Origin of the sequence: Victivallis sp. Marseille-Q1083, assembly GCF_903645315.1 — a bacterium.
GTDB lineage: Bacteria > Verrucomicrobiota > Lentisphaeria > Victivallales > Victivallaceae > UMGS1518.
In genome coordinates, this window is record NZ_CAHJXL010000001.1 from 2,746,129 (window position 1) to 2,762,665 (window position 16,537).

General features: G+C 57.1%; 14 protein-coding genes and 1 tRNA gene. 11 read left to right on the top strand and 4 right to left on the bottom strand.

The annotated features are described in order from the left end of the window. Positions 1-42 precede the first annotated feature (42 nt). Positions 43-1,071: a substrate-binding domain-containing protein gene (locus HWX74_RS11330; protein WP_303048122.1), complete on the bottom strand. Its 1,029-nt coding sequence runs from the start codon at positions 1,069-1,071 to the stop codon at positions 43-45. 410 nt (positions 1,072-1,481) lie between these two features. Between HWX74_RS11330 and HWX74_RS11335 the strand changes: the two genes are divergently transcribed. The 5 genes from HWX74_RS11335 to HWX74_RS11355 all read left to right on the top strand — a co-directional run bounded on the left by HWX74_RS11335 (position 1,482) and on the right by HWX74_RS11355 (position 6,170). After that, a complete protein-coding gene (locus tag HWX74_RS11335; protein WP_176013644.1) occupies positions 1,482-2,630 on the top strand; it encodes a uroporphyrinogen decarboxylase family protein in 1,149 nt (382 codons plus the stop codon). A gap of 129 nt (positions 2,631-2,759) precedes the next feature. Next, positions 2,760-3,095, top strand: a complete 336-nt coding sequence (locus tag HWX74_RS11340; protein ID WP_176013645.1) for a hypothetical protein — start codon at positions 2,760-2,762, stop codon at positions 3,093-3,095. Positions 3,096-3,220: 125 nt separating this feature from the next. Then, positions 3,221-3,373: a hypothetical protein gene (locus HWX74_RS11345; protein WP_176013646.1), complete on the top strand. Its 153-nt coding sequence runs from the start codon at positions 3,221-3,223 to the stop codon at positions 3,371-3,373. Between the two features lie 171 nt (positions 3,374-3,544). After that, entirely contained in the window at positions 3,545-5,236 is a 1,692-nt protein-coding gene (locus HWX74_RS11350) for a 2-isopropylmalate synthase (protein WP_176013647.1), read from the top strand. A 145-nt stretch (positions 5,237-5,381) separates the two neighbouring features. Continuing rightward, positions 5,382-6,170 (top strand): AraC family transcriptional regulator, encoded by a 789-nt coding sequence (locus HWX74_RS11355; RefSeq protein ID WP_176013648.1) that lies wholly within the window; start codon positions 5,382-5,384, stop codon positions 6,168-6,170. Positions 6,171-6,541: 371 nt separating this feature from the next. Here HWX74_RS11355 and HWX74_RS11360 read toward each other — a convergent pair whose 3' ends face one another. Next, a complete protein-coding gene (locus HWX74_RS11360; RefSeq protein WP_176013649.1) occupies positions 6,542-9,181 on the bottom strand; it encodes a glycoside hydrolase family 9 protein in 2,640 nt (879 codons plus the stop codon). Positions 9,182-9,344: 163 nt separating this feature from the next. Here HWX74_RS11360 and HWX74_RS11365 point away from each other — a divergent pair, with 163 nt between their 5' ends. Both HWX74_RS11365 and HWX74_RS11370 read left to right on the top strand, forming a co-directional pair. Continuing rightward, positions 9,345-10,604 carry a glycosyltransferase family 4 protein gene (locus tag HWX74_RS11365; RefSeq protein ID WP_176013650.1) on the top strand — a complete coding sequence of 420 codons (1,260 nt, stop codon included), beginning with the start codon at positions 9,345-9,347 and terminating at the stop codon, positions 10,602-10,604. 232 nt (positions 10,605-10,836) lie between these two features. Further along, positions 10,837-11,793 carry a GIY-YIG nuclease family protein gene (locus HWX74_RS11370; protein WP_176013651.1) on the top strand — a complete coding sequence of 319 codons (957 nt, stop codon included), beginning with the start codon at positions 10,837-10,839 and terminating at the stop codon, positions 11,791-11,793. Between the two features lie 177 nt (positions 11,794-11,970). On the opposite strand, the gene HWX74_RS11375 is transcribed toward HWX74_RS11370, so the two are convergent. Beyond that, positions 11,971-12,474, bottom strand: coding sequence for an N-acetyltransferase (locus tag HWX74_RS11375; RefSeq protein ID WP_176013652.1), 504 nt, complete (start codon positions 12,472-12,474; stop codon positions 11,971-11,973). A 149-nt stretch (positions 12,475-12,623) separates the two neighbouring features. Continuing rightward, a tRNA-Gln gene (locus HWX74_RS11380) sits at positions 12,624-12,697 on the bottom strand. A 134-nt stretch (positions 12,698-12,831) separates the two neighbouring features. On the opposite strand from HWX74_RS11380, the gene HWX74_RS11385 reads away from it, so the two are divergent. The 4 genes from HWX74_RS11385 to HWX74_RS11400 are packed head-to-tail and all read left to right on the top strand — an operon-like array spanning position 12,832 to position 16,519. Continuing rightward, positions 12,832-13,881 (top strand): DUF368 domain-containing protein, encoded by a 1,050-nt coding sequence (locus HWX74_RS11385; protein WP_176013653.1) that lies wholly within the window; start codon positions 12,832-12,834, stop codon positions 13,879-13,881. Between the two features lie 7 nt (positions 13,882-13,888). Beyond that, positions 13,889-14,677: a prolipoprotein diacylglyceryl transferase gene (lgt, locus tag HWX74_RS11390; RefSeq protein WP_176013654.1), complete on the top strand. Its 789-nt coding sequence runs from the start codon at positions 13,889-13,891 to the stop codon at positions 14,675-14,677. Then, complete coding sequence (locus tag HWX74_RS11395) at positions 14,646-15,590, top strand: RluA family pseudouridine synthase (protein WP_176013655.1); 945 nt, start codon at positions 14,646-14,648, stop codon at positions 15,588-15,590. Before lgt ends, HWX74_RS11395 begins: the two co-directional genes overlap by 32 nt. Before the next feature lie 5 nt (positions 15,591-15,595). Beyond that, positions 15,596-16,519 (top strand): LD-carboxypeptidase, encoded by a 924-nt coding sequence (locus HWX74_RS11400; RefSeq protein WP_176013656.1) that lies wholly within the window; start codon positions 15,596-15,598, stop codon positions 16,517-16,519. The last annotated feature ends 18 nt before the right edge of the window (positions 16,520-16,537 follow it).

Consider the following 16,537-nt stretch of genomic DNA (forward strand, 5'->3'; position numbering starts at 1 on the left):
ACTTTTCCTCTATTTCGCAGAACTCATAGGGTTGATTAATGCTTACATCTCGTCTGTTCGGTTATCATGGGACCAGCCGGTTGAATTGCCGGTGATAATTTGCGGCGGTAAAAAAATCCTTTCCGAAGGCAGCGGCCGTTTCCAGCGGCAGTAATCGACGATCCGGCTGATCATTTCCCGGCCGATCTGCCGGAAAGGCGGCGTGACGCGGCTGCAGATCGGACAGACCGACGAGGCGCCGATGTACATGAAATCGATTTCCCGGCCGGGCTGCAGGTTCAATTTCGAAACCGCATTGTATAAAGGCTCCAAATGATCGCTGTTATAGAACAGGAAGTCAGGCTTTTCCCGCCGCAGGAATGCGACAATCTCGTCCTCCGCCGCCACCACCGGAAAAGGCACCTCCTGCAGCGCGTCATCCGGCACCGGCAGACCGGCGGCTCTTCCCAGCCGGCAGTATTCCAGCGTCCGCCAGTGCAGGAACGGCACATCGTCCGACGTTCTCGGCACTGCGATGCAGCCGCACTTGCGGTAGCCGCGCGACTTGATCGTGTCGACCAGGCATTCGACCAGTTCCCGGTCGCTGTAGCCGACCGCCAGTTCAGACTCGTGATATTCCGCCGGCGCCCCGAATTGAACTGTCGCCACCACCGCCACCTCGTTGGCGGCAACGGAACGCAGCTTGCGCCGTTGGTCGCCGTAGAAGATTGCCGCGTCATAGCCGGCCAGGCGCTGCAACTGCCCGTTCAAGGCGAAATTGTCTTCCGCTTCCGGAAAATATTCCAGATGGATGTGGGTGTTGTGCGCAATCCCGACTTCCAGCATGCCGCGGTAGATCTCGGTGTTGGCGTGCCAGTTGCCGACCGGCAGCACTTCCGGCAGAATCCCCACTTCCGGGAAAACCAGGATCACCCGCAGCGGCTTGTTGTCCACCGTATTGCTCCGGCTGACGAAAACCCCTCTGGCCGGCTCCCGGATGATCAGTTGATCGCGTTCCAGCAAATCCAGTGTCTGGCTGATCACCGTGGTGCTGACTTTGAACTCCTCCCGCAGATTGCGGACGCTGTCCAGCTTGCGGCCGACCGGCTAATAGCCGGAAGCGATACGACCGGTCAAAATATCGTACAACTGCCTGGCCAACGGAACGGCGATGTCTTTTTCCAAAACGTCCATCATTAATCTACTTCTGTTTTTCTGTAGCGAACTGTTCCGATACAGCATTTATAAGTATAGTATATCAAAAAATTAGGCAAAAGTCAACCCCTCTTCCAGAGAAAACTCGAAAATTACCTGAAATTATATTTTATTGTCGGGTCAATTGTCGAAGTGTGGAAATGGCGCGGAGAGGGAAAATGAATCCGATGACGTTTTTGGCGACAGAAAGATGTTTTTTCCGAAAGAAAACCGCCTGAAATGATGATATTGGTAAAGGCGGGCCGGGAGTGCGTCGCGGCTGCAAAAACAAAAAGGAAATCGAAAAAATGCTGACCCGTAAAGAACGTTTGATGCGGACGATTGCCGGCCTGAGCGTCGACCGTCCCGCCGTCAGTTTTTATGAAATCAACGGTTTGACCCAGCGGTGCGACGATCCGGACCGCTTCAATATCTTTCATGATCCGAGCTGGAAGCCGCTGATTCAGTTGGCGCAGGAAAAGACCGACCGGCTGGTGATGACTGCCGCGTTGGCCAGCCGCGACGGACGGCTGCTCGATCTGTTGCCGCCGGCGATCGTCGAACAGCGCTGCGAGGAAAAGGACGACCGGCGTTATTATCATACCCGGGTTCAGGCGGCCGGCCGGGAGTTGCGCAGCACCTATATGGTGGAAGCCGATGTCAATACCAGTTGGTGCCTGGACCATCTGATCAAGGATGTCGACGATTTGCGCGCCTGGATCGATTTGCCGGAGGAGGAGTTGCGCGGCGAAGCCTATACGGCCGATATTTTGCGCCAGGAAGCGGAACTCGGCGACAGCGGCGTGGTGATGATCGACAGCGGCGATCCGTTGTGTACGGTGGCGGGATTGATGGCGATGGATGAATTCACCGTCATCGCGCTGACCGAACCGGAACTGTTCCGCGAGGCGCTGGAGAAGGCCTTGCGTTTCCAATTGTGGGTGACGGAGCAGGTGGCGGCGGCGCTGCCGGGCCGGATCTGGCGGATTTGCGGGCCGGAATACGCCTGTCCGCCGTATCTGCCGCCGGAATTGTTCCATGAATACGTGACCTGCTTTGATCGCCAGCTGGTCGAAGTGATCCGCCGCCATGGCGGTTATCCGCGCATCCACTGTCACGGCCGCATCCGGGAAGTGCTCGACGAAATCGTCGCTACCGGCGTTGTAGCGCTCGATCCGATTGAGCCGCCGCCGCAGGGCGATGTGTCGCTGGCCTATGTCCGGGAAAAGTATGGCCGGGAATTGACCTTATTCGGCAATCTGGAGGCGTCGGATATCGAAAACCTGGAATCGGAAGCGTTTCGCGGCAAGGTCCGGCAGGCATTGGAGGAAGGAACCGGCGGGGAAGGGCGCGGCTTCGTGCTGATGCCGTCGGCCTGTCCGTACGGCCGCAAGTTGAGCGCCCGGGCGATGCGCAATTACGAAGTGATGATCGAAGAGGTCGAAGCGCTTTCATAGGTTGAAGGAGCCGGAAGCCGGCCTGCAGTGCGGAATCTGATATTTCATTTGCCAAAATTGTGAAACAGGGTATATTGAAGAAGAGGAACTTGCCGGAGCATTTTCATTCATTATTCTGGAGGAGAAAAAATGAAAAATCAAGATTCGAACGATCTGCATCAGCAGCCTGCCGTCACCGAAGCGGAAGAGTTGAGTGCCGCGTTTCCATTGCCGCCGCAGATGAATGCGGCGCTCGACACGCCGGTTGACCTGCCGCCGGTGGAAGCGGCACGGGAAGTGAACGGGGTGGACTGGCGGCATGGCAGGGTGCGGGAGCTGGCGGGGCAGGAGGAGCGGATTCGGGCGGGGCTGGAAAAGCTGGGCATCGACGTCCGTTGCGACGGCGACCGTTTCCTGTGCGATGCGGCGGAGCGGGCCGGCGTGACGTTTGAGCAGTTCGTCGCGGCGTTGGAGCGATCGGAATAGACCGCACCCGTTCTTCTTTCCGGCCGCCAGAGGGGAGGGAGGGGGGAAAGAGCAAAAGAAATTTGCATTTGGGCGGATGACTGCTTATATTATAGAGATCATAACCATTCTGAACAAGGAACAACATGAACCGGCATTCGAAAAAATTTGAAATCGGACGTGAAGCGGCGCCGTTGCGCCCGCACCGCGAGGTTTGGATCGTGTTGTCTCTTACTTCCGGCCGACTGCTGCGGCGGCTGAAAGCCGCCGATTGGGCCGGAATCCCGGTTGCCGGATAAAGCGACCGGCTCCCCTTCTTTATTTTTTCGGTTCAATCGGCGTCGAAGCGGCTGGCTTCGACGCCCGGACTGCCTTGTGTATTGGACCGCCGTTCGTGTTGAACCCGCCGCTTCCTGAAGTCGAAATATTTTTGACTGTGGCAACCCCAAAACCAAAGGAAGTTAAAAAACATGAACAGTTACCCGAAGTATCGTTATCCGGAAACGGCGCCCATCGCCGACCGGATTTGGCCGACCCGGAAAATCACCGCCGCTCCGATGTTCGCCTCGGTCGATTTGCGCGACGGCAATCAAGCCTTTGCCAATCCGATGGATGTGGACGCCAAGGTGGAATATTTCAAGATGCTGACCCGGATCGGCTTTACGGAAATCGAAGTCGGATTTCCAGCCGCTTCCCGGGATGAATTTGATTTCGTCCGCCGGTTGATCGAAGAAAATTTGATCCCCGCCGGGGTGCGCATCGTCGTTTTCACCCAGGCGCGGGCCGGATTGATCGCCCGGACGATCGAATCGATTCGCGGCGTCGAACGGGCCGTCGTCCATTGTTACGTTGCCGCGTCCGATTTGCACGGCCGTTTTGTTTTCGGCAAAAGCCGGGAAGAGGTCAGACAAATGGCGGTCGAGGGGACCCGGATGATCGTTGAGGCGATCCGGGATGCCGGCTTGCAGGACCGGGTCGGCTATGAATTTTCCCCGGAGGAGTTCACCGACAGCGACATTGATTTCATCGTCGATCTGGCCTGCGGCGTCAAGGAGTGTTTCGGCCCCTGCCGCAAGGAAAATTTCATCCTCAATTTGCCGTCGACGGTCGAACGCCGGCCGCCGTATCAATATGCCGACTTGATCGAATATTTCTGCCGGCATTATCCGTACGGCGCTGAAACGACGATCAGCGTTCATACCCACAACGATCAGGGCTGTGCGATCGCCGCCGCCGAAATGGCGGTGTTGGCCGGCGCGGACCGGGTGGAAGGGACGCTCTGCGGCCACGGCGAGCGGACCGGCAATATGGATATGCTGACTTTTGCGTTGAATTTTCACAGCCGCGGCATCGCCACCGGTTTGGATTTTTCCTTCCTGCCGGAAATCGTCAGGCAGGTCGAAAAAGTGTCGTCGATCGCCACGCATCCGCGTCATCCCTACGCCGGCGAATTGGTTTTCACCGCCTTTTCCGGCTCTCACCAGGACGCGATCCGCAAAGGGTTTGCGCAGCGGGAGGCGATCGGCGAATTTTTCCGGCAGGGCTGGAAATTGCCCTATTTCCACATTGATCCGGCCGATATCGGCCGCAGTTACGAAGGATTGATCCGGATCAACAGTCAATCCGGCAAGGGCGGAGTCGCGTTTGTCATGGAGCAGGTCTATGGCGTGGAGTTGCCGAAAAGCCTTCAGACGGCATTGGCACATGAGGTGCAGTTGGTGGCCGAAGCGAGCAAAGCGGAAGTCGCCCCGGAGGAAATTTTTGCCGTGTTCGAACAGAAAATCGTCAACCCGCCCGGCGGCTGGCAGTTGGTCGGGCTGAAGCAGCACAATGAGTTGGTCGACGGCAGAGTGCAGACGCAGATTGCGTTGCAGATCGCCGTGTCCGGACCGGTGCGGACGTTTCAGGGCCGTGGCAACGGGCCGATTGCCGCGACGGTCGATGCCCTGCAGCGGGCCGGCGTGGCGCCGGAATTCCGGCTCGAGAGTTATAAGGAGCAGGCGATGACCAGCGGTGCCGCCGCCCGGGCGATCGCCTGTATCGGCCTCCGGATGGCCGGCCGCGGGGAGGTGGTGTTCGGCGTCGGCATCAACGAAAACATCGCGGTGGCGGCGGTTCATGCGATCCTGAATGCCTTGAACCGGGCGTCCCGGCCGGAATAATATTTTTTCCTCTTCATCCGGTACACCGGATGAAGAGGCCGACGGCTCAGGCGGCTCTCATATATCATTGAACCGGCTTGATCTTTCGCAAAAAACGTCATCGGCACTTGCAAAAGCGAACGAAGGCGGTTATTCGTTTACGATCATGAAAAAGACGATTCTGACCCACGGTATGCCGGCGCCGGTGGAAGAAATTGCCGGCGTCTGGAAATTCGAACGGCGGGCCGGTTCGGCGGCGAGTGCCCATGCGCCGGTCGGCCATACCTTTCATTATATCGACCGCGGTGTGTTCGCGCCGAAGATCAACCATTGCCGTTATGAGTTATGTCCCGGCGATCTGGTCTATTACGGCAGCGGGGATCTGGAGGAGGGGCGTTTCCCGGTCGATTTGACGTTTTATTCGGTGGTGTTTTATTCGGAAAGTTTCGAACCGCTGCCGTTGCAGGGCCGGGTGCTGTCCGGCATGACTGCCTGCCGGGACGATTTCGTTCAGTTGGAACAGGCGTTCCGGGCCGGAGCCGTGCTGGACTGCTTTTCGGCGCTGTATCGGATTCTGGCGGCAGTACAGCGCTGCCGGTCGGACCGGCACGAGGCGACGCCGACCGAACGCCGCTGGCGGGCGGTGATGAAATACGTCCGCCAGACGCGGCAATTCCATCCGGATACCGGAATGTTGTGCCGCAAATTCAATATCAGCCGGGCGACGCTGCTGCGCGATTGCCGCCGGAGCACCGGGTTGCCGCCGGTGCGGTACTTCAAATTATGGCGGCTGGAGGAAGCGTTGGCGCTGTTGCGGTTTTCGGACATGAATGTTTCGGAAGTGGCGGCTTATCTGGGGTATCGGCGCATCCACGAGTTTTCCCGGGATTTTTCGGCATATTTCGGTCATGCCCCGTCGGCAGAACGCCGCGGCAGTGAGCCGTCGGTGAATTGACCAGATGATGGGAAAAAAAAGATATATTCAGCCGGCTGTCAAGGCTGGAAAGTTTGTCGCTTGCCGCTTCAAAGTGCCTTGGGCGAGGAGGTTGAAGACCAATGAGCACAGTGAAGAAAATGAAGAATAAGGCAAAATACCTATTGCGTTGTTCCAGGTTATTTGTGCTTGTCTGTGAAGTCATGGCTGATCATCATGACGATGGCCGCGTATTCCGATCCCGGCCTTTGGCCAAATCGGGAACGCGGCCTTTTCTACAGTGCGCCCGGTGACCCGGCGGCCGGTTTTGCCCGGCCGGCGAAATTTCCGTCGCGTTTCAGGCGGAAACGGGAAGCTGGAGGCTCGATTGTCCGAAAGCGCTGCACTGCCGCTCAGGGCAGGTAGATGTGACCCGGTAATTGCGCCGGGTCGCGAACCGGTTGGAGGTCTTTCCAGTCCGGCGGCGGTTTCCAGCCCGGTTTCAGCAAGGCGCCGTATGCCGCCGCCGCCGGCGCCATCGTTTCCCAGACGGTGAATTCGTTTTCATCGACGGCGTAATCTTCCAGGTTGGCATGGCGGCGCCAGACCGGCAGATTGGCCGCCAGCCAGGCGGCGGTGTCGTCGCGCGACATTTCACGGCCGCCGCTGATCTGGTGCGGCATCAGCGAAAGGTGACAGCCTTTGAAATTGTGGTCGCTGCGCGGATCGTAATTGAGCATATAGATCATATTGAGCGCGTTGTAGTGAACCCGGCCGGTGAACCCGTAGATGGTCAGACCGGGCATCGGGTCGACGAGCGTTTCGCTCATCACCTGATTCGGCAGCGACAGCAGGCGGATCGGATAAACCCGGCCGAGGCCGGTAGTCAGGCTGCGTCCCATCGGATTGGCGCCCAGCATCCAGTCGACGAGCAACAGCGCCGCATCGCGGTATTTGGGATCGTCGGTGGTGCGCCAGGCCATGATGAAAGCGCTGCCTTTGAACAGCGGCAGCCCGTAGCCCCAGCCCAGATTGAGGAAAAAGCCGTGGTCGAGCGGCCAGTTGACATTCCGGTAAGCCAGTTCCTCCTGGCTTTTCAGATATTTGTCGGCGGCTTGCCGGACTTGAATCCGGTAGCGGGTGGTGTAGGAGAAGAACGCTCTTTCGTCCTCCGCCAGCTCGCTCAGATAGTAAGCCGGTCTGGTATTGAGGCAGACGTTGAGCGCCGCTTTGAAGTTTTTTTCGTTCACATAAGGTTCATAGCGTTCTTCGCCGGTGGTCAGAAACAGATTCAGCGCCGCTTTGAACAACAACTGTCCCGGCAATTCCTCCGGTTCCCGGTAAGTGAGTTTGCCGAGCTTGGGGTGTTCGAAATGGACGACCTGGCGGTTGGCCGGATCGAGCGCATAGTCGAACGCCCGGCGGGCCGAGGCCAGAAAGAGTTCGGCCTGTTCCGTCGCGCCGCAATGCCGGTAGGCTCTGGCGAGTTTGGCGGCATAGGCGGCATATTCCAGGCTGCTTTCGCAGGTGGGCTGGGCCAGATAATAGCGTTGGGTATCGGTAACCGGATCGGGATTTTTCGGGTGGCTGGTCGCTTCCAGCCAGCAGCCGACGCCGCCGGCGTCGTTCTGGGCGCGCCGCCAGACATCGACGCCCCAGGCGGCTTCGTCGATGATGTCCGGAATTCCGTTGCCGGATTCCGGCAGATCCAGTTGATGGTCGGAGAAATTCTCCGGAAACAGCAGATAGACGCTCAGCAGAGCGTCCACCACGGCGAAGTGATAGGGGCGCCGGTCGAAATCACCGGCATCCCACCAGCCGCCGTAGACGTCCGGCAGCGCTTCGTCAGTGGCGGTGGCGGCGACCATCTCGAACGGCGTCAGCTTGACAGCTTCGCCGGCGGCATTGGTGATGCAGCCGGATTTGACCGAGTACTGCAGGTCGTTCGGGGCGAAATGGCCGCGCCAGGAAATTTTGTGATCCGCCCCGATCGGCCACTGGGTGTGCTCGGTGGTTTTGGCGATGCCGCTGCGCTGCTGAAAGAGTCCCCGCGTCTGCACGTAAAACGCCCGGCCGATCGCGTCGTCGCCGATGATGAACTCCCAGGAACGGCCGATGCCCGGAATCTGCAGATAATAGCGGCCCGGCGTCTGCCAGTCGGAAAAATCCATTTCCAGGACTTCTTCCCCGATCAACGGCACCAGCTTATCGTCTTTCCGCGTATATTGTTCTTCGGAGCGCAGTGCCAACCGGCCGGTATAGACGACCGCGTCGTTTTCGGCGTTGCGGAGGTGAAATTCCCGGTCGACCCATTGCCGGGTCGGCATCGGCCCCAGCGTTCCGAGCCACAGGCCGAAGTAACCGTATTTCCGGCCGGCTTCGGCAGCATAGCCGACCTGGTTGACTTTGATGGCTCTCGACAGCGTTCGGGTATCGTCATAGGTGAATTCGGCGGACAATTGGTCCGGGGTAGTTACCTTGACCCGGGCGCGGTCGGGCAGCGGTTGGGCCAGTTTGAGATAGGCGAAATGGACCAATTCGGCATTTCTGGTGATCTGGCAGCCCGGATCGACGGCTTTTTTTAGCCGCATCAAGCCGTTGGCATTGAGCCAGTAACCATTTTCGGCAATCGCCATGGGCTGATCGTTGACGGTAATCGTGAAATAATCGGCCTTTTCAAATTTGTCGCGAATTTGCGGGTGGTACTCGGCGGCGAGTTCGCAGCCGGCGAAGTTGTAGAGAAACTGGTACGACCACAACGGCAGCGAACCGGCCGCCAGATAACGGTCGGCCAGTTTCAGGCGTTCGCCGTAGGCGGCATGGACCCGCTCGGTCAGAAAATCGGCGAAATCGCCGGCGACGACCAGATATTGATCGGAAAGCGGGAAAATTTGCAGTTTGCCGCTTGACCAGTCGAGCGGTTGGCTTTCCGGTTGGCGCTTGAGATCCAGAATGCTTTTGAGTTCCCGGGCGTAGCCGGAAAACAACACCATAACCACCGCCGCCAGAACGAATACCAGCAATATTCTGGTCATTCGCTGCAATTGTTTCATCGAAATCTCCTGAACTAAAAGGGTAAACAACGGAATTTAGAGGTCCGCAACAGACTTTTCAACTGTTGGACAATAATTTATTGCGAAATGTTGTCGGGGAATTATATTATGGAACCGTTGCCGGCTGAATCGGAGCGGTGAAAGGAAGAGGCGCTGCCGGACAATGAAAGTGATGCAGATTATCCGCCGCATTCGATTTGCCGAGTGGGGCGGGACGGAAAATGTCGTCTGGAATTCCAGCCGTGAACTGCTCGCCAACGGCATCGACACCGAAATTCTGGCGACCAACGCGCTGGGCGGCGAGGCGTTTGAGCAACGCGAGGGACTGACGATCCGCCGTTTCGACTGTTTTTACCCCTATTTCCCGCTCTCGGCGGGGCGTCGCCGGATGCTGGACAAAAAGGGCGGCAATCCGGTTTGCTTCGGCATGGCCGATTACCTGCGCCGGCAGCGATTCGATTTGATCCATACCCACAATGCCGGCCGGTTGGCGGAGCTGGCGGCCGGCGCCGCCCGGCGGCGGGGGGTGCCGCTGGTCGTTTCGCTGCACGGCGGCTGCTTCGACATTCCGGAGCAGGAAAAGGCTGAGATGTTGCGGCCGCTGCGTCATACCTTCAGTTACGGCGGCGCCATTGAGCGGCTGTTGCGTTTGCGTTGCGATTATCTGGCACAGGCGGCCGGCGTCATCTGTGTCGGCGCCAACGAGGAGGCGGAGCTGCGCCGTCGTTATCCGGATAAATTGATCCGCTTTTTGCCGAACGGCGTCGACGTGGACAAATTCGCCCGTCCGGCGGCGTTCGACTGGCATCGGGAGCTGAAACTGGAGGATGGCGTCAGGATTCTGTTGAATGTTTCCCGGATCGATTACCAGAAAAATCAGAAACTGCTGGTGCGGCTGCTGGCGGAGTTGAAGGCGCGCGGCGACCGGGTTCATCTGCTGCTGATCGGTCCGGTGACGGCCGAATGGTACGGCCGGGAATTGCTCGCATTGGCGGAATCGCTGCAGGTGAGGAAGCAACTGACGCTGGTTCCCGGATTGCCGCCGGATGACGAACGGCTGGCCGCGGCTTACCAGCAGGCGGAGGTTTTTCTGCTGCCGTCGCTGCACGAACCGTTCGGCATCGTTGTGCTGGAAGCATGGAGTGCCGGAGTACCGGTGCTGGCGGCCCGGGTAGGCGGCTTGCGTTACTTGGTCGAAGATGGCAAAACCGGCCTGCAGTTCGATCCGGAAGCGTTGCCGTCGCTGTTGGCGGCTTACGATGCCTTGCCGCCGCTTCGAATGCAGCTCGGTCGGAATGCCCGGGCGGAAGTGGCGGCCCGTTACGGCTGGCCGGTGATCGGCCGCCAGTTGGCGGAATTCTACCGCGAAGTGATCGCGTATTACAATCACCGGGATTTAAGGAACGGTAAAAGTTCTGAATAGGAAAAGACGTGTTCTATGATTTTTCCACCGCCAGGAAATCGGTCGCCGCGGCCCGTCCTGGCGAAGGCTGCTTTTACAGGGTAAACGCCGGCCCAGCCGGTTTTTATCGAAGGACCATGGCCCGGAATGTATCAGCGAAATAGATGATATATTCGAATGCATCTTTCGAAACGATCATTATGAATAAAGGCGGTGAATTGAGAAAATTTAAACAACAGTGGCAGTGAGAATCATGCAGAAAAAAATCTATATGAAACTTGGTTTCCCAGAGATATGGAACGTTTCAGGCTGCCAGTCCATTAATTCGCTGTATTCGAAAGCAGAACGAACCGGAATCTATTTACTGGAATTTCCCGATGGTAGCTACTATGTCGGCCAAGCCCGGAACATAGTTCGGCGTTTTGCCGAACACCGCAGAAATTTCGGAGAAATTTCCGGTTTTTCGTTTATGCAAGTCGCACCGGATCTTTTGAATAAGACGGAACGGGACTGTATTGGAGCGTTGGAACATAAATGTTCTTTGCGGAATATATTGTTTGTCAGTTCTCCGGTCTGCAATTCTAATTTGGATTCTGTCGTGTCTCCTGATCAACAAATCCAGTGGTTATCAACCTTTCGCCAACAGGCCACTAGCAGAGTACGAACGGAAAATAACGAATTGCGGAGAAAATATGTCGCCCGATTTCAAAGATTGGAAGCGGATGAGGCATTTGCACGTCTCTCTCTGCCGGTCATGCAAAAATATGTCAGGTATTGTATTCTGGAACCATATCGTACCGAGATTTCTTTTTGGGGATGTTCCTGCCTGCCAAAGTGTAACAATCCGAATGTGCAAATCCACTCCAGAATTAATATCTACTGGCAAGAGGTTCTTTATGTCGGGATTAACATATTTTTACGTACTCCAGTTTATGGTTTTTATGTGACCAAATCAAAATTAACCCAGAAAGATATTGCTCGTTTTCAGAAAGAATGTCTGACATTTGAACTTTACGATATTGCTCATCAGCATGGAGGAGTGGATCAGTGCCATCTTTGCGTGTATACCTTAACAGATGCCTTGTGGCTGCTCAATGATCCGGCTTTCTTACGTGCGTCAAAGACATTCAATCTATCCAACATGCGAAAAGGGACGTTGGTGTATTCCCGATGCCATTGCATGGACTTGGCCGATTGTCTTTTATCCTAAGATTGTGTTCACACGACAGAATTTATCAACTGTCGATGTCGATGCCAATCACTTGGTTGGCATGAAGCCGTCCTGCCAGCGTATTGCCAATTGGAGCCTGCTGGTTCATGAAAATCGCCGATTGAATTTCAAGTGATCCAAATTGCGGGATTATCCTGCGGGTTCTGCTGATGATCGTTATGGTACCTCGTTGGAGGCCGGGCCGGCCGGCGGATATTCATAATCGATGAATTCACCGGCGAAACAGTCGCTCTTCCTGTGCCGGATTGCCCGGAAGCCGACTCGTTCGTACATTCGTTGTGCCGGGACCAGCAGAGCGTTTGTGGTTACGATGATTTTGCGGACATCCAATCGGGAGATGCGATTGACCGCTTCCTGAAGTTGCAGTTTTCCATAACCATGGCTTTGGTGTTTGGCGGCAATGCAATTGTGGCCGATTGCCACATGGGCCGGCCGGTGTCTCGGATCCCATGACGCAAACCCGGCTGCTTCTCCGGCGAAAGTGGTGATGAAACCGCATTGATCGGCAATATGCGGGTTGTCGAAGAAAAAATTGTCGAATTCCCGCCAATCGGCACTCCAGTATCTGGCGCATCGACAATCGAAGGAATACGCGTCGGACAATAAGGCAAAAAGAGTTCCACGCGGAAAATCACTTACTTTTCTGAAGACGGGATTCATCAGCGCTTCCGATGTTTTTTTGAGCACTATGATCATTTTGCTTTCGAATATAGAGGCGGACTTGTCCTGGCGGTTTGCTCTTGCTGCGATACTTGGGATAAAACGGCAATCAAATCCACAATAGCTGCGTTCGCTGTCCGGATGGCCAATGGCAACCCCGCCAGGATTCGAACCTGAGCTAAATGGACCAAAACCACTTGTGCTGCCATTACACCACGGGGTTGGCATAGAATGTAATCTCTTTTTTTATTTTTTCCATTCTAAATCCGAAAAAATCGGGTTTTTTTGCGTTTCGATGTTATATTGATATTTTTGAAATTTTGTAATGGAATGAATCGGGAAAACAAAGGATTGCGGATGAAGGTAACGCGGCAGAATAAGACAACAGAACGGGCGGAACAAAACGGTTGGAAAAATGATTTGAAGGTCGTCGGGACCGGTTTCGCGATGGGAACTGCCAACGTCATTCCCGGCGTTTCCGGCGGAACGATGGCCTTCATCCTCGGTATTTTCGAACAATTGATCGGCTCCATCAAGCAGGTCGCTTCGGTGGAAACCTTCCGGATGGTCTGCAGATTGCAGTTCCGCAAAATGTACGAGACCTTGCCGTGGCGTTTCCTGCTGGCGCTGGCCGTTGGCGTGGTGCTGGCGATGGCGACGACCGCCAAATTGTGCATTTATCTGTTGGAGTTTCACCGGGAAGCGACCTTCGCCGCCTTTTTCGGGCTGGTGCTGGCATCGGTTTTTTCGGTGTTCCGGGAGGTGACTTGCTGGAGCCTGTCGCGTTGGATTTTTCTGGCAATCGGCGCTCTGACGGCTTATCTGATTGTCACGCTGGTGCCGGTGGAGACGCCGAATGTCTGGTGGGTCACTTTCCTCTGCGGCATCATCGTCATCTGTGCGATGATTCTGCCGGGAATTTCCGGCTCGTTCCTGCTGCTGGTGCTGGGGCAGTATAATTATGTCTGGGGGGCGGTCGCCAATCTGGCCGGATTGAAATTCGCCTGGGCGGATATCAAGACGATCTTCTGGCTGGCGGCCGGCTGTGCGATCGGCCTGGGCTCTTTCGTCTATCTGTTGAATTATCTGTTCAAAAAATTTCATGACCTGACGATCGTCACGCTGATCGGTTTTATGATCGGTTCGCTGTGGCGGCTCTGGCCGTGGCAGCAGGTGATGGAGGCGGCGGTTAAAACCGCCGAAGGCAAAGTCCTGCTGGCGCTGCCGGCGCAGCAGGCCCAACTGGACGCCTTGCTGGCTGCCGGCGGCAAAATGGAGCCGACCGTCGTCGGCAATATTCTGCCGGCGTCATTTCAGGCGGCGCTCTGGCCGGTTGTTTTTGCGGTGCTCGGATTTGCATTGGTTTTCGGGTTGGATTATATTGCTGCCCGTAAAGCGAAGGAATAAAAAAGTTATGGATCCCATTTGTTTTCAGATCGGTTCGTTTGAAATCCGCTGGTATGGGGTTTTGGCGGCGCTGGGTTTTCTGGTGGCCACCTACCTGGTCAATCTCAATCGCCGTTATGCCAGAATGAATTCCGATCAGGCCACTTCGCTGGTGTTTTTCGCGGTGATCGCCGGGATTGTCGGCGCCCGGATTTTTTTCGTCGTGCTGAACTTCGAACAATACCGTCAGCAATTGTGGAAGATCGTCCGGATTGATGAGGGCGGCCTGGTGTTCTACGGCGGTTTTTTTCTGGCGCTGATGACGGTGATTCTGTATTGCCGCTGGCATAAAATCAGCATGGTCGCGACGATGGACGTGCTGGCGCCGGCGCTGGCGGCCGGCCACGCTTTCGGCCGGATCGGCTGCTTCCTGAACGGCTGCTGCTTCGGCAAGCCGACCGATTCCTTTCTCGGCTGCGTCTATCCGGTCGGCTCGGCGCCGTTCCTGCGTTACGGCGCACTGGCGCTTCATCCGGTGCAATTGTACGAAGTCGCGGCCAATGTGCTGTTGTTCATCCTGCTCTTTTACCTGGTGCGCCGGGCCCGGACCGGGATAGCGATGTCCACCTATATCGTCGCTTACGGTTCGTTGCGGTTCGTCGATGAATTTTTCCGCGGCGACCATCCGGCCAGGGAATTGATGTTCGGCGTGTTGACGCCGGCGCAGGTGATTGGACTGCTGCTGGTGCCGCTCGGCATTCTGTTGTTAATTTTCTTTCTGAAGCATGACCAGAAAATTACTGAAACTCAAGATTGAACCGGAAGATGCCGGCACCCGGCTGGATCGCTGCCTGTCGCGGCTGATCCAGGACTCTTCCCGTTCCTATTTGCAGAAACTGATCAAAAACGGTCAGGTCCGCTGCAACGGCGAAGTGGTGACTCTGCCGCGCCTGGCGGTGAATCCCGGCATGGAACTGTCGGTCGAACTCGATGAAGCGCCGGATACGACGCCGCGGGCCGAGGAGTTCGTCTTTCAGATTCTGTTCGAAGACGAATCGATGGTGGTGATCAACAAGCCGCCCGGAGTCGTCGTCCATCCGGCGGTCGGCAATCCGACCGGGACGGTGGTCAATGCCTTGCTGGGCCGTTATCCGGAGTTGGCCGAGACGCTGGCGACCGGCAATTCCCGGCCCGGCATCGTTCACCGGTTGGACAAGGATACTTCCGGCTGCCTGATTGCGGCCAAGACGCCGCAGGCGCAATTCCGGCTGGCCAACAGTTTTGCCGAGCGGCAGGTGGCGAAGACTTACAAAGCGATCGTGCTCGGAGTGCCGCGCCGCAAAAACGGCCGGGTGGAGAGCCTGATCGGCCGGCATCCGGTCAACCGGCAGAAAATGGCGATCGTCGAACGCAACGGCAAAGAGGCGATCACGCTTTTCGAGTTGGAACGCTCCGGATTGTACGAGTCGGTGCCGGTCAGCCTGTTGAATGTCAATATCCTGACCGGGCGCACCCACCAGATCCGGGTGCATCTCGCTTCGCTGGGGTATCCGGTGCTGGGCGATGCGTTGTACGGCGGCAACCGGCTGCTGCATGTCGAGCGCCAATTGCTACATGCCTGGAAAATCCGCATCCCGCACCCGGTGACCGGCGTAATGCTGGAATTCGAAGCGCCGCTGCCGGAGGATTTTACCGAAATTCTGCTGCAGATGAGACCGTTGGAGCATTGAAGCCAATGACCGATCCGGTTCATGCCATTCTGCCCGATTCAATCGAACATATTGCCGTTATTGCCCCGGCCGGGCCGCCGGATCCGGCGCGGCTGGCGGACAACGCGGCGTGGCTGCGGGCGGCCGGACGCCGGGTTACGGTGATGCCGCATGTTCAATCCGGTTCGGCGGAGGGATATCTGGCGGCTGATTGGCAGGGGAGGCTGGAAGATCTGCATGCCTGCTGGCTGGACGAAAGCGTCGATCTGGTGCTCTGCGCCCGCGGCGGTTTCGGGTCGGCCCATTTGCTGCCGCACATCGACTGGGCGCTGCTGCGTTCGCGGCCGTTGCCGCTGATCGGTTACAGCGATATCACCGCGCTGCATCTGGCGATGCTCGCCAACCGGGCCGGAGTGCCGATCGCGGCGCCGATGGCCGGCCAATGGCGGCGGGCTTTGCAGGAGGACGGGCAGGCCGCTTACAGCATCCGTTTCTATGCGCATGCGTTACGGGGCGGGGAACCGTTGCCGCTGGCCGTGCCGGAGAGTTGGCCGGCGCTGCAACTGTTGAAACCGGCGGCGCCGTTGACCGGGTTGCCGCTGGCGATGAATCTGGTGGTCGGCGCTTCGCTGGCCGGGACGCCGTACTGGCCGGACTGTGCGGAACGGATTCTGATCATCGAGGAGGTCAATGAGCCGGTCTACAAGTTGGACCGGGCGTTGACCCAACTGGCGCAAAGCGGGGTGCTGCGGCGTTGCCGGGGGGTGATTTTCGGTGATTTCGTCGACTGCGGCACGCCGGAAGCGCGACTGCGGCTGTTCGACCGCTTTCTGCCGGAAATTGCCGGGCCGGTGGCAATTCACTATCCGTTCGGCCATCGTTTTCCGATGGCGGCGTTGAATTTATCGAGGCCGATTCGCTGGGAAGAGGATCAAATTACTTTGCTTTAAGCTGGAAAGCGAACGTTC

Bases quoted from the DNA above. Each gene is read 5' to 3' on its own strand.
- HWX74_RS11340 (WP_176013645.1), top strand. From the start codon at position 2,760: ATGAAAAATCAAGATTCGAACGATCTGCATCAGCAGCCTGCCGTCACC.
- HWX74_RS11355 (WP_176013648.1), top strand. From the start codon at position 5,382: ATGAAAAAGACGATTCTGACCCACGGTATGCCGGCGCCGGTGGAAGAA.
- HWX74_RS11360 (WP_176013649.1), bottom strand. From the start codon at position 9,181: ATGAAACAATTGCAGCGAATGACCAGAATATTGCTGGTATTCGTTCTG.
- HWX74_RS11335 (WP_176013644.1), top strand. From the start codon at position 1,482: ATGCTGACCCGTAAAGAACGTTTGATGCGGACGATTGCCGGCCTGAGC.
- HWX74_RS11350 (WP_176013647.1), top strand. From the start codon at position 3,545: ATGAACAGTTACCCGAAGTATCGTTATCCGGAAACGGCGCCCATCGCC.
- HWX74_RS11385 (WP_176013653.1), top strand. From the start codon at position 12,832: ATGAAGGTAACGCGGCAGAATAAGACAACAGAACGGGCGGAACAAAAC.
- HWX74_RS11400 (WP_176013656.1), top strand. From the start codon at position 15,596: ATGACCGATCCGGTTCATGCCATTCTGCCCGATTCAATCGAACATATT.
- HWX74_RS11375 (WP_176013652.1), bottom strand. From the start codon at position 12,474: ATGAATCCCGTCTTCAGAAAAGTAAGTGATTTTCCGCGTGGAACTCTT.
- HWX74_RS11345 (WP_176013646.1), top strand. From the start codon at position 3,221: ATGAACCGGCATTCGAAAAAATTTGAAATCGGACGTGAAGCGGCGCCG.
- HWX74_RS11365 (WP_176013650.1), top strand. From the start codon at position 9,345: ATGAAAGTGATGCAGATTATCCGCCGCATTCGATTTGCCGAGTGGGGC.
- lgt (WP_176013654.1), top strand. From the start codon at position 13,889: ATGGATCCCATTTGTTTTCAGATCGGTTCGTTTGAAATCCGCTGGTAT.
- HWX74_RS11370 (WP_176013651.1), top strand. From the start codon at position 10,837: ATGCAGAAAAAAATCTATATGAAACTTGGTTTCCCAGAGATATGGAAC.
- HWX74_RS11395 (WP_176013655.1), top strand. From the start codon at position 14,646: ATGACCAGAAAATTACTGAAACTCAAGATTGAACCGGAAGATGCCGGC.